General features: G+C 69.2%; 10 protein-coding genes and 1 pseudogene. 4 read left to right on the top strand and 7 right to left on the bottom strand.

Translation table 11 applies throughout. The features are described from left to right. Positions 1–62: 62 nt before the first annotated feature. The 4 genes from ACS5PK_RS13905 (at position 63) to ACS5PK_RS13890 (ending at position 6,545) form a co-directional block, all read left to right on the top strand. Complete coding sequence (locus ACS5PK_RS13905) at positions 63–656, top strand: response regulator (RefSeq protein WP_439440850.1); 594 nt, start codon at positions 63–65, stop codon at positions 654–656. A gap of 583 nt (positions 657–1,239) precedes the next feature. After that, positions 1,240–3,681: a penicillin acylase family protein gene (locus ACS5PK_RS13900; protein WP_439440849.1), complete on the top strand. Its 2,442-nt coding sequence runs from the start codon at positions 1,240–1,242 to the stop codon at positions 3,679–3,681. A gap of 35 nt (positions 3,682–3,716) precedes the next feature. Further along, on the top strand, positions 3,717–4,598 hold the full coding sequence (locus ACS5PK_RS13895) for a hypothetical protein (protein WP_439440848.1): 882 nt from the start codon (positions 3,717–3,719) through the stop codon (positions 4,596–4,598). Between the two features lie 156 nt (positions 4,599–4,754). After that, positions 4,755–6,545: a serine/threonine protein kinase gene (locus tag ACS5PK_RS13890; protein WP_439440847.1), complete on the top strand. Its 1,791-nt coding sequence runs from the start codon at positions 4,755–4,757 to the stop codon at positions 6,543–6,545. 187 nt (positions 6,546–6,732) lie between these two features. On the opposite strand, the pseudogene ACS5PK_RS13885 reads toward ACS5PK_RS13890, so the two are convergent. The 7 genes and pseudogenes from ACS5PK_RS13885 to ACS5PK_RS13855 all read right to left on the bottom strand — a co-directional run. After that, positions 6,733–7,402: pseudogene (locus ACS5PK_RS13885) on the bottom strand (transposase); the annotation flags it as partial. A 98-nt stretch (positions 7,403–7,500) separates the two neighbouring features. Continuing rightward, the gene (gene pstS, locus ACS5PK_RS13880; RefSeq protein ID WP_439440846.1) at positions 7,501–8,592 is read right to left on the bottom strand and encodes a phosphate ABC transporter substrate-binding protein PstS; all 1,092 of its coding nucleotides are present in this window, start codon (positions 8,590–8,592) and stop codon (positions 7,501–7,503) included. A gap of 71 nt (positions 8,593–8,663) precedes the next feature. Beyond that, complete coding sequence (locus ACS5PK_RS13875) at positions 8,664–9,179, bottom strand: RidA family protein (protein ID WP_439440845.1); 516 nt, start codon at positions 9,177–9,179, stop codon at positions 8,664–8,666. A gap of 44 nt (positions 9,180–9,223) precedes the next feature. Beyond that, a complete protein-coding gene (locus ACS5PK_RS13870; protein ID WP_439440844.1) occupies positions 9,224–9,658 on the bottom strand; it encodes a c-type cytochrome in 435 nt (144 codons plus the stop codon). After that, positions 9,655–11,262 carry an FAD-dependent oxidoreductase gene (locus tag ACS5PK_RS13865; protein ID WP_439440843.1) on the bottom strand — a complete coding sequence of 536 codons (1,608 nt, stop codon included), beginning with the start codon at positions 11,260–11,262 and terminating at the stop codon, positions 9,655–9,657. Before ACS5PK_RS13865 ends, ACS5PK_RS13870 begins: the two co-directional genes overlap by 4 nt. 90 nt (positions 11,263–11,352) lie before the next feature. Then, entirely contained in the window at positions 11,353–11,997 is a 645-nt protein-coding gene (locus ACS5PK_RS13860; RefSeq protein ID WP_439440842.1) for a histidine phosphatase family protein, read from the bottom strand. Next, positions 11,990–12,637: a glutathione S-transferase family protein gene (locus tag ACS5PK_RS13855; RefSeq protein WP_439440841.1), complete on the bottom strand. Its 648-nt coding sequence runs from the start codon at positions 12,635–12,637 to the stop codon at positions 11,990–11,992. Before ACS5PK_RS13855 ends, ACS5PK_RS13860 begins: the two co-directional genes overlap by 8 nt. Between the last annotated feature and the right edge of the window lie 153 nt (positions 12,638–12,790).

The following is a 12,790-nucleotide window of genomic DNA, read 5'->3' as shown; positions in this document are numbered from 1 at the left end:
GGTAGATTCCAGCGGCATCCGCCCAGCCCTGCCGGCCGCGCCGCCGGCGTGGAGAATCCCCCATGCCTTTTCAGTTGCCCGACCTCCTGGGTCCCTACCTGCTGCCTCTGCTGATCGCGGTGCCGCTGGCCATCGTCGTGATCCTGATCAGCATCCGCAAGGAGGATGAGGAGGTCCGCCAGTTCCAGGAGTCGCAACTGCCGGCCAGCTTCAGCGGTCCCGGCGCAGCCAGCCGTTTCCAGCCCAGCATCCAGCCCAGCGATGGCCCGGTGCCGGTCCTGGTGGTTGATGACTCGGCTGTGGTGCGTGCCAAGCTTGGCAAGCTGCTGGAGGCCGCCGGCTATCTGGTCTTGCTGGCGCGTGACGGGGTTGAGGCGCTGGAAGTGCTGGCCCGCCATCCCGTGCAGGTCATGATCACCGACCTGGAGATGCCCAACAAGAACGGTTTCGAGCTGATCGCTGATGTGCAGGGCTCCCTGGAAACCGAGGACCTGCCCATCATTGCCATCACCGGCCACGAGGAGCTGCAGGGGCGGGTTCACCAGATCCAGGGGCTCTACGGCATCTTCAAGAAGCCCTGGAGCGACCGCGACCTGCTCAAGCGCATCGAGACCCTGACCCAGCTGCGCCAGCGCGGTCCGCGCATCGCGGCTTGACTTGATGGGGCGGCCCGGGCTGCGCCTTGGCCCTGCCTGGGGCTTTCGGCACCGGTGCGCCTTGCGCTGCCGCAAACCTGGGGCAATCTGTGTCAGGGTTCACGGAATGCTGCGCAGCTGGGGTTTTCCTTGATGGGGACTTTCCTGAATTCTCTTTTTCGGCGCAGTTTTCATGCGCCAAAAGACAGTTGATCGCCGCGAAACGCAAGCCTTTTGTGCGTGAAGCCGCCTACAGTCCACAGCACGACAACGAGGGTGGCCCGCAAAAGACGGGCCGGAGGGGCGGATGAGGAGGTGTGAGCACACTCATCCGCATTGAGCAGGCCGTTCGCCGGGGCGAGCCTGTGTGCCGCGGCAAAGCGCGGATGGCAGGGGCTGATGGGTCTATGGAACCATCAGCCCTTTTCATTGGCCATTGACCATTGGCGCAGCAGGGCTGCGGCCGTTGCGGGGGGATTTCCCATCGCCCGGCTCCTTCATCCGAGGGAGGACTCCAGCCCGAGTCCGTGCGCTGCCCGCGCCAATCCTGATGCGCGCCCCCTGGCGCTGTGCTGCAATGCAGGCCCGTCCTGGAGTCCTGCGCATGGCTGCACGCATTCTTCGCCTTCGTTCCCTGCTCTGGCTGTTGCTCGGTCTGCTGGTCCTGGCCCTGCTGGCCGCTGGCCTGCATTGGCGAGCCAAGCTGCCCAAGCGGGACGGCGAGCTGCCGCTGCAGGGCCTGAGCCAGGCGGTCAGCGTGCACTACGACGCCTGGGGGGTGCCGCATATCGAGGCCCAGAATGAAGCCGATCTCTACCGCGCGCTGGGCTATCTGCATGCCCAGGACCGCCTGTTCCAGATGGAGATGGCCCGGCGCCTGGCCCGCGGCGAGCTGGCCCAGGTGCTGGGCGAGAAGCTGCTGCCGACCGACAAACTCTTCCGCAGCCTGCGCCTGCTCGACTTCGCCGAAGCCCGGGCGAAGGCCGAGTCCACCCGCGCGGCCAGCCCCGCCCAACAGGCCTTGCTGGCCTATCTGGACGGCGTCAACCAATACCAGGCCACTCGGCCCGCACCCCTGGAATTCGAGCTGCTGGGCATTCCCAAACGGGACTTCACACCCGTGGATACCTATGCCGTGGCCGGCTACCTCGCCTACAGCTTTGCCTCGGCATTCCGTACGGAGCCGGCACTCACTTATGTCAGAGACCAGCTGGGGCCGGAGTACCTGAAGATCTTCGACCTGGATTGGAAGCCTGAGGGGGCCCTGGCCGCCAGGGCGCGCCTCACGGGCGCTGCCGCCTCCGCGGTCACGGCGGGCCCGCGCCTCCTTCCCGCTGATTGGCAAGCCCTGGCGCACATCGGGCAGCTTAGCGACAGCCTGGGTACCGGCCTGGCACAGATGGAGGGCAGCAATGCCTGGGTCATTGCTGGCAACCGCACCCGCAGTGGCAAACCCCTGCTGGCGGGAGATCCTCACATCGGTTTCTCTACTCCTGCCGTGTGGTGGGAGGCGCACCTGAAGGCACCGGGCTTCGAGCTCTATGGTCACCTGCAGGTCCTCAATCCCTTTGCCCTCATCGGTCACAACCAGCGCTTCGGCTGGAGTCTGACCATGTTTCAGAACGACGATATCGACCTGGTCGCCGAGCGGACCGACGCGGCCCATCCGGGCCAGGTGCTGGTCAAAGGTGTCTGGCGGCCGCTGGAGTCCTCCGAGGCCCGCATCAAGGTGAAGGGACGGGCTGACGAAGTCATCCAGCTGCGCCGTTCACCCCATGGCCCTATCGTCAACGACGTGGTGCCCGGCGACACCGGCGGCACCCCCATCGCCCTCTGGTGGACCTTTCTGGAAAGCGAGAATCCCATCATCGAGGCCTTCTATCAGCTCAATCGAGCCGACACCCTGGCCGCCGCCCGCACGGCGGTGCAAGGCATCCATTCGCCCGGCCTCAACGTGGTCTGGGCCAATGCAGCCGGTGACATCGCCTGGTGGGCCTCGGCCCGGCTGCCGCAACGGCCGGCTGGCGTGAACCCGAGCTTCATCCTCGATGGCAGCACGGCCGAGGCCGACAAGCCCGGCTTCCTGCCCTTCAGCGCCAACCCGCAGGAAGAGAACCCGGCGCGCGGCTACATCGTCTCGGCCAACCACCAGCCGGCCTCGGCCGAGCCGGTGCCGGGCTACTACAACCTGCCCGACCGCGGCTGGCGCCTTGAGGAAGGGCTGAAGGCCAGCGCCGGCGGCTGGGACGTCGCCCGTGCCCAGGCGCTGCAACTGGCCGATGACACCGGCTATGGTCCTCGTGTCCTGGCGCCACTGCTGCCCATCCTGCTTCAGCAGAAGGAGGGCGCCGAACTGGCAGCCCTGCTGGCGGGCTGGAAGGGCAGCCATGGCCTGGAGGACCGCGCCCCGGTGCTGTTCCACCAGTTCGAGCACCAGCTCATCCATGGCGTGCTGGCCGACAAGATGAGCGAGGCCATGCTGGCCAACCTTACCCGCACCCGGGCCCTGGATCAGGCCCTGCCGCGCCTGGCTGCCGACCCCAGTTCTCCCTGGTGGGACCGCAAGGGCACGGCTCAGCATGAGACCCGGGAACAGATCGTGGCCGAGGCCTGGGCGGCCACGCTGCAGCATCTGCGCCGCAGCTTCGGCGAGGATCCCGCGCAATGGACCTGGGGGCGGGCGCACAGTGTCACCCACAAGCATCCGCTGGGCGAGGTGAAGTGGCTGGCACCTGTCTTCAACGTCGGGCCCTTCCCGGCCCCCGGCGCCCATGAAGTCCCCAACAACCTGGCCCAGCGCAGCGGTGATGCCCCTTGGTCCGTGGTCTACGGCCCCTCCACCCGTCGCGTCATCGACTTCGCTGCGCCGGGGCAGAGCCAGGGTATCAACCCGGTTGGCCAGAGCGGGGTGCTGGGCGATCGCCATTACAGCGACCAGGCTCGCGACTACGTGGCTGGTCGTTCCCGTGCCCAGTGGCTGGACGCCGCCGACGTGCAGGCGCAGTCGCGCAGCAGGCTGGTCTTCACGCCCTCACCCAAGCCCTGAGCCTGATGCAGCCCCCTGCCGCCGGCCCTGCGACCATGAGCCTCTCTCCTTCCATCGGCTTGTCCGCCTTCGCCAGCCGCACGATGTCCACCCTGCTGAGCACGCTGCTGAGCACGCTGCTGGCGGTCGCTGCCTTCGCCGCCCCAGCCGCCAGCGGGCCGGCGCCGCTGCGCCTGCCCGAGCCCGCCATGGCCGCCAGGAAAGGGCCTGCCCAGGGGCAGGTGACCGTCGTGGAACCCCACCTCTCCCGGCCCGGGCAGCCGGTGCAGGTGCGCTACCGCGGCTGGCCGGCCCGAACCTTCCTGGACCACTGGCTGGGCAAAGGCTGGGACCAGGGTTGGGAAAAGGGCGAGGGCGAACTGGAGTTCCGCGCCTTGGACGGTTTCGTGTCCCGCATCCCGCTGGAGCGTTTCCGGCGCCATCAGGCCTGGATCGTCATTGCGCGCGCCGATGGCCAACCCTTCCAGGTCGACCACCACGCCCAGGGGGAGACGCAGGTGCCCCTGGGACCTTACTACCTGGTCTGGGACAACCTGGCTGAGCCCGCACTGCAGGCTGAGGGCGGTGCAGTCTGGCCTTACCAGGTGGCCAGCGTGCGCCGCACACCCTCCAGCCGCGCAGCCTTGCTGCCCGGCGGCATGGCCCAGCGCTACGCCGCCCAGGCCCAGGCCCTGCAGACCCACTGCCTCAGCTGCCACCAGGTGAACGGCTATGGGGGAGACAAGATGCCCATCAACCTGGCCAGGCGCGCCCGCGAAATCGACGCTGCGCGCTGGCGCCAATGGCTGCTGCAGCCAGCCCAGCTCAAGCCCGGTACCACCATGCCGCCACTGAGCGAGGGTTTACCCGAGCCTGAACGCGAGGCTCTTGCACAGCAGCTGCATGACTATCTCAAGGCCTTGACGCTGCAACCCTGAACAATTTCGCGCTTGCTCCCACAGAGGCGCAAGCAGTTGTTACATCTTGCGGAGAAGCGACGCCTGCGGCGCATGTGATCCGCTACGCTTCGGCCCTCGCACGCCGCATCCTGCCCGTTCCTGCCTGAATACCGCCTTCGCGCTTACCGCCCGGTCATGATGTCCGACGCCAGCCCTGATCGCCGAGCCGCCGCCTCGTCGGCCGCACCCAATGCCCTGCCGGCAGGCACGCGCTTTGGCGAGCTCGAAATCCTCAGCACCCTGGCCGTCGGCGGCTTCGGCATCATCTACGTCGCCCAGGACCATGCACTACAGCGTCAGGTGGCCATCAAGGAGTACATGCCCTCCATGCTGGCCCAGCGCAATGCCAAGTCCAAGGTGTCGGTGCGCTCAGGCTCTCAGCAGGAGACCTTCGATGCCGGACTGCGCTCATTCGTCAATGAATCCCGCTTGCTGGCGCGCTTTGACCATCCCTCCCTGCTGAAGGTCTACCGCTTCTGGGAGGCCAATGGCACGGCCTATATGGTCATGCCCTATCTGCAGGGTCAGACCCTGCGTCAGGCTCGCCGTGCCATGAGCCAGCAGCCGGACGAGGCCTGGCTCCGCCGCCTGCTGACGGCCTTGCTGGAGGCGCTGGAATTGCTGCACACGGAGTCCATCTGGCACCGTGACATCGCCCCCGACAACGTCTTCCTGCCTTATGGCGGGGCGGCCCCGGTGCTGCTGGACTTCGGCGCCGCGCGCCAGGTCATCAGCGACCGCGCCGAAGGCCTGACCGCCATCCTCAAGCCCAGTTACGCCCCCATCGAGCAGTACGCCGAGTCCCGCCAACTGCGCCAGGGGCCCTGGACGGACCTCTACGCGCTGGGGGCCATGGTGCACGAGCTGATCCTTGGCCGCACACCGCCAGCCGCCACCGCACGCAGCCTGGGCGACGACTACCAGAGCCTGGTCACCCTTGCCCCGCCTGGCTACAGCCCCGAGTTGCTGGCCTGCGTGGACTGGATGCTGCGTGTGCATCCCCAGGACCGGCCGCAGTCGGTTGCTCACCTCCGTGCCGCACTGGACGGACGCCTTACTCCTCCGGAGCCGCGCATGGTCGAGACGGCGGGCGTGCCGCCGCCAGTGGGCTTCGAGGACACCCGGCTGGCCAACGACTCCGAGTTTGCCGAGACTCGCCAGCTTGGCGACAGCGACTTCCTTCCTACCCGGGCCATGGACGTACCAGACCTGCTGCTGGAGGATGCGCGTGCCGCCTCAGCGCCTGTGCCCTTGCCGGTGCCCGAACCTGTACCGGCACCACCGCCTTCGCGGCGCTCCTCGGCAAGACGGAGCCCGCCAGCAGCCGACCGCCGCTGGTCCTGGGCCCTGGGCCTGCTGGCCGCAGGGGCCGGCACCGCCTTGCTGGTATCCATGGTGCAGTTGCTTTGGCACCGCCAGCCAGCGGTCCAGTCGGAGCTGGCGCTGGCGGCCTCGGAGCCTGCGTCCGCGGCCAGCGCTGACTCCGCGCCCGCCCCCGATCCCGTGCTGGCCCTGGTGCAGTCGCAGCAGCAGTCCGCAAACCCGGCCCCTCCTGCTGCGCCGAGCGCCAGCGCCCCGGCGATGTCGGCCGACAAGCCCGCCGACAAACGCCCTGCCGCCGCCGCCGCCCGCAAGCGCAAGGATCCCGCGCCTGCCGCTGGCGCCAGTCCCAGCCCGGTTGCGCCGGCTCCGGCACCCGTCGAACGCGCCCAGCCCGTGGCCGCCCTCACGCCCGGCCCCGCCAGCGCCCCGGTGCCCACCGACACCCACCTCCCCGCCAGCCCCTCCGAGGCCTGCGGCAAGCGGGTCTTCCTGGCCCGCGCCCTGTGCCTGGATGAGCAGTGCGCCACGCCGCGCCTGTCCGGCCATGCGGAGTGCGTGGCCTTGCGGGAGGCGCGGGAGCAGCGGCAGAGGAACCGGAACTAGGGCGAGGCGGCGGACGGGACCTCGCTCGGTCAGGCCCCCGGGCGCCGAGATGAGACCGCTGCACAACTGGACCCATCGCGCGCAGCCACTCGGCCCACACGCTGAAGATTTCGGCATGCGCAAAGGATTCGAGTTTTTGGGCCCGTTTTGGGACCTTTCGAGCCCTTCCCCCAGGCCCTTGGGCCCCTCAAGACGGACTACTGCTCGGACACGGCAGCAGCCGCCCGCTCTGCAGCTTCCTCGTCGCCTTGAGCAGATTGAGCCCCAGCGCCGCCCAGGCCATCTGCGCCTGCGTCTTGGCCGCCCCGAAGTACCGTGCCCGGCCCAAGTGGAAGCGCCGCTTCATCGTGCCGAAGCCCTGCTCGACCTTGTAGCGCAGCGTGGCGATGGCCCGGTTCATCCGGGTCTGCAAGGGATGCACAGGATGGCCCCGGCTGCCCTTGAACTGGATGAGATCCCCAATGCCCTTGGCCGCCAGGTACTCGCGATTCGCTGCGCTCGCATAGCCCTTGTCGGCCAGCACGCCTTCAGCGGGGGATGCCTTGCTCGATGAGCGCGTCCACGATGCCCGGCAGCTTGCTCACCTCCGCCTGGTTGGCCGGATGCACCTCCACGTGCTCGACGTAGCCATCCTCCGTCTCCACCGCGCTGTAGCCCCGATAGCCAAAGAACACGTCCTTGCCCTTCTTGACCCAGCGCGCCTCGTCGTCCGCGCTGTCCACCACGTCCGCCTTGCCTTCGTCATCGACCTCGATGTGCTGATTGGGCCGAGCCGCGCTCTCGATGATGGTCGCGTCGATGATCGCCCCGCGGCTGCCGGCCACCTTCAAGCCTTGGCCTTCGAGCTGCACGTTGACCCGACTCAGTACTGCCGCTCTATCGAGCGGCCAGTTTGCGGGCCAATCAGTATCGGAGCCGAAGCCTGAGAATCAGGCATCGAGTCGATGCCCCGGCCTCAGTAGTAGTTGATCACGCCCCCATCCTGCGCCCGCACGCTGGCGATGCGCGCGGCCATGCGGGCCTGCACGGCCACGGGCAGGGGGGCAAAGCCGGTGTCAGCCAGCAGGCGATCGCCGGACTGCAGGGTCCAGTTGATGAAATGCAAGGCCTCGCTGGCCGCCGCGGCCGACTTGGGGCGGGCGTCGACCAGGATGTAGGACGTGACCGTGATGGGCCAGGCGCCCTTGCCGGGGCGCTGCAGCAGGCTGGCGGACTCGTCGCCCGCACGACCCATCGAGGAATTGCGCACAGCCTCCCGGAAGCCGGCTTCGCTGGCGGCCACGAAGTCGCTGTCCTCGGCATTGCGCAGCAGCACGCCATTGAGCTGCGCCTTGTGCAGGCGGTCGAAGGAGACATAGCTGATGGCGCCGGGCGTTGCCTTGATGGCCTGCGCGATGCCGTCGTTGCCCTCGGCGGCGACGGGAGCGAGGGCCCCTTCAGGCCACTTGGGCAGCATGCCGGCGCCGACCTGCTCGCGGAAGGCGGGCGAGACCAGGCTCAGGTAGCGGCTGAAGGCGTCGGTGCTGCCGGACTTGTCCTTGCGCACCACGCGGGTGATGGGCAGGGCGGGCAGCGTGACCCCCGGGTTCAGTGCGGCGATGCGGGGATGGTTCCACTGGCGGATCTCGCCGCGGAAGATGTCGGCCAGGGTATTGCCGTCCAGGCGCAGCTGGCTGACGCCCTTGAGGTTCACCGCCGGCACGATGCCCCCCACCAGCATGGGCAGCTGTACCAGCTGCTTGCTGGCCAGGTCCGCCGCGCTGAAAGGCACGTCGCTGCCGGCGAAGTCCACGGTGCGAGCCTGGATCTGCTTCTGCCCATCACCCGAGCCGGTGGGCTTGTAGCGGACCTTGCGGCCGTGGGCGCGGGCGTACTGCTCGGTCCAGGCCTGGTAGACCACCGAGGGAAAGCTGGCGCCCACGCCCTGCACATCGGCCAGGGCGTGGCTGGGCCCCAGTGCGGGCAGCAGGGCGCCCAGAACGGCCGCACGCAGGGCGTGGCGGCGCAGGAGTCGAGGAGCTTGGGGGAGGGGCAGTGCGCGTGACATGCCCGAGATTCTGAAGGTGATTTATGACAGTTCTGTTCCATATCGATGCAAGGTCAGGTCTTGCCTGACCCTCAGCGAACGGCCGTCACCTCGATCTCTACCAGCCAGCCCGGCACCACCAGGCCCGCCACCTGCATGACCGAGCGCGCCGGGAGATGGGGCTGGGCGGCCGTGCCGAAGTGCTCGCTGTAGGCGGACATGAAACCGTCAAAGTCCATGCGCCCGCCCTTGGTCGGGTCGCCCACCAGGAAGACCTGCATCTTCACGACCTGGCCCATGGAGAGTCCCAGGCCCTTGAGCTGGCGCTCGATATTTCCCAGCACGCTGAGTGTCTGGGTCCGGGTGTCACCATAGGCGGCCAGGCTGCCACGTTCGGCCTTGGGATCGGCCACGGCCGGCACGGCGCCGCTGACGAAGACCAGGGTTCGGCCAGCAGGCACTTCCACGGCGCTGGCAATGGGGAAGGTGGAGTTGGGGATGCGGTGACGGATCACCTCCGGCGCAGCGGATGGGCTGGCGGCGGGCGGCGTCTGGGCCTGGGCGGCGAGCGCCAGGGGCAGGAGGCAGGCAAGGGCGAGTCGTTTCATGCGGGCTCCGGATAACGGTTGGGATCAGTGTGCCTCAGCGCCGCTCAGTGGGCGACCGCGGGGCTGGCCTGCTGGCCCTTGCGGACCTCGGCCGCCTCGGCCGGCGTGACGCGAGCGGCCTCGGGGGCCATGCCGCCGAAGCGTTCGCGCACGTGGCTCAGCACGGCGGCGACCTGCTCGTCGCTCAGCTGGCGGCCGAAGCCTGGCATGGCGCGATGGCCATTCAACACCATGTGCAGGGCGTAGGGCGCGGCGGCCAGGCGCGGATTGCCTTGCAGCGCCGGATAGGCGCCGGCCCCGTGCGCGCCTCGGCCATCGGGCATGTGGCAGGCGGCGCAGAGGGCTCCGTAGAGGGCCGGGCCGCTGCGCTGCTCGAAGCGCCAGCCGCTGGAGAAGCGCGGCTCGCCGCTGTTCGCGGGCTCGTCGGCCATGGCCAGCGCCGGCAGCAGGGCCAGCAGGAGCGTCAGGGCAGATTTCATGTGGCGCGGGCCTTCTCGTGCAGCTGGGTGGTGGCGTGGCGCGCCGAGAGCACGGCGCCCTCCTGCCAGGCGGGCAGCAAGGAGGCGTGCTCACCCGCCAGGATCAATCGGCCGTCCATCTTCAGCAGGGTCGGGTAGTGGCGCTCGCGGGCCACGCGGCTCCAATCGCCAAAGCAGCCCAGGGTGGCCGGGTGGCGATGCCAGCCCACGGCCATGCCGCATTCATATTCGGCGCGGGCCTGCGGGTGGATCAGGCTGTCCATGCGCAGCACCTCGCGCAAGCGCTCGGCCGGCGGCAGGGAGGTGAACTCCAGGGCCTGGGTTCCAAAGGCATAGGCCCCCAGCAGCACGCCCTTGCGGCTCTGCAACTCGTGGTTGGGATAGGCGATCAGGCGTATGGGCAACTCGGTGCTGCTCATGCCGCCGAAGATGGCCTCGTCCTCTTCCCAGAATCGGCGCTTGAACTGCAGGCCGGCCTTGAAAGCGGAGAAATAGGGCACGGCCTCGATGGCTTCGTGCAGGGCCGCGCTGCACTGCACGTCCAGCTGCGAGAGCACCGAGAGGGGCAGGGTGCAGAGGCACCAGTCGGCCTGCACTGTCTGCACCGGCTGGCCGGGTCGCGCGAGGTCCTGCACCTGCACGCGCACGCCGTGGGCATCCTGCTGGATGGCACTGACGCGGCGGTGCAGGCGGATGCGCTGCATCCCCACGGCCTGGGCCAGGGCCTGGGCGATGCGGTCCATGCCGCCCACCGGCTGGAACAGCGGGGTCTGGTACTCGAAGCCGGCGCCCTGGTCCAGTTGGGCCCAGAGGCCTGAGCGCAGCAAGGCTTGCAGGCCTTGAGGGTCGGCCTCGGGTGGATGGGCAGACACGCCCATGCCGGGGAAGGGCTCGAAGCCGCGGCGGTCAGCGGCCGCCTCTCCGGCGCGGTAGCGACCTTCGCGGTCCAGGCCGCCGAAATGCTGCAGGGCCTGGACCAGGCGTTCGCGGTCCTCGGCCGTCAGCGTCTCATCCAGGGGCTGCTGGCGTACCAGCTTGGCCAGAAGCTCGGCGACGTCGCCCCGGAAATCGGCCTGCACCTCGCGCAGGCGCTGCGGCCGCCCGCCCGCCACGCGCGGGCTGTGCACATAGGCGTTGTGGTTGAGCTGGACGAAGGGCTCCAGCTTCACGCCCAACTGGCGGCAGTAGTCCAGCACGCCGTGGTGATGGAAGGGAATGCGCCAGGGGCCGGGGTTGAAGTACTGGCCACGGTCGAACTGGCAGTGCTGGAGGGCGCCACCCAGCTCGGTGTAGCGGTCGCCGCCGCGCAGGGTCCAGCAGCGGCCGCCGATGCGGTCCTGGTACTCGAGGATCTCCACCTCGTAGCCCGCGCGCAGCAGCTCCAGCGCCGACACCAGGCCGGCCACGCCGGCACCGAGGATCAATACCCGCCGGCCGCGTGCCGGAGCGGGGCCGAGCCGGAAGCCGGCCTGGGCTGGCGATGCCTGGGCCAGGCCCAGGGCGCTCAGCGCGGCATACACCGCGCCGCTGCCGGCCACGGCGCCCAGGCGCTGCAGCCAGGCGCGCCGGCTGGGGCCGCGGGCAGGGGAGGTGTGGATAGGCATGGGCCGGACCTTAGCAAGCCCCGCCACGGGCTCACAGAGGGTCTATGCCGGGTGACTTTGGTGATGGGGTGCGGCGTGCCCGCATGGCCTTCAGTCCAGGGTGCGCAGATGCTGGTCCTCGGCCCAGGACAACAGGCTGGGGCCGCCTGGCCCCCAGCGAAGGCGGTTGATGCCCGCGTTGGGGATGTCGCAGGCCCGAGGACCGCTCAGCGGCAGGCCGCGGGCGGCACGCCAGATCATGTCCAGCGCACCGCCGTGGGTCAGCACCAGGACCCGGCCGCCGCCATGCCGCCCAGCCAGGCGAGCCGCGGCGGCGAGGATGCGCTCGGAAAACTGCCGGCGGCTCTCGGCGCCGCCGGGCAGGGCGTAGTCAGGGTCGTGGCGTTGCCAATGGGCATGCAGCTCGGGATGGGTGCTGCGCAGGGTGTCCACGCTCTGGCCCTCCAGCACGCCGAAGGCCTGCTCGCGCCAGGCGGGGTCGTGTTGCAGGGGCAGGCCCAGGGCCAGGCAGACGGGCTCCGCGGTCTGGCGCGCACGGCCGAGGTCGCTGCTGACGATGGCATCGAAGCGCAGGCCTTCCAAGCGCAGCTGCTGTGCCAGGCGCCGCGCCTGGGCAAGGCCGCGCTCGTTCAGCGGGACGTCGATCTGGCCCTGGAAGCACTTGCGCAGGTTCCAGTCGGTCTCGCCGTGGCGGACGAGGATCAGCTCGGTGGTCTCGGCGAGGGGCTCAGACATAGGGCGCCTGCAATCCTTCTGCGGCCCACAGTCCCTGCGTGGCGGGGCGGGCCAGCATGCGCTGGACATAGGGCCCCAGGTGCGGCAGCGCGCGCGCCGGGCGTTGCAGGCCGCGGGTCCAGCGGCACATCATGAAGGCCAGGGGGTCGACGGCGCTGAATTGCTCGCCCAGCACCCAGGGGCCGCCGTGGCGGGCAAATTCGGCGTCCAGGATGTCCAGCAACTCACCGACGCGCGTCTCTGCGAGGGTCCTGATCGCTGCGATGGCCTCGGGGAACTGCGCTGGCAGATGGCGTTCGGGATAGAACCAGCGCCCCATCGTCGGCTGCAGTCCGGTGCTCAGCCAGCACAGCCACTTGTAGGCCTGGGCCCGCGCCGCGCTGCCCAGCGGGGGCAGCAGGGCGGCCTGCGGATGCCGGTCGGCCAGATGCATCAGGATGGCGGCGGTCTCGTAAAGCACCAGATCGCCGTCGACGAGGACCGGGATCAGCCCGTTGGGATTGAGCCGCAGGTAGTCGGGGCTGCGATGTGCGCCCTGGTCGCGGTCCACCGGGACCAGTTCGAAGGGCTGGCCCAGCTCCCGCAGCAGCAGGTGTGGGGCCAGGCTGGCATTGCCCGGTGCGAAGTACAGACGAAGCATGTGGAAATCCTTGCGCATTCGAGGAAGACGCCCCCGCAAGGGGGCTTTGCGGCCAGAAACGAAACTTTACAATCCGTCGGCCTGAGGGCCCGCCCACTGCGGCAGCAGACCGACTGTAGCGGGCCCCATGGCCGAGGGAATGAAGTGAGTGGA

This window comes from Roseateles sp. DB2 (assembly GCF_051857535.1).
In the GTDB taxonomy this organism is placed as follows: domain Bacteria; phylum Pseudomonadota; class Gammaproteobacteria; order Burkholderiales; family Burkholderiaceae_C; genus Roseateles_B.
The sequence above is the reverse complement of the archived record's forward strand: the minus strand, read 5'-3'. Positions and strand labels throughout refer to the sequence as shown.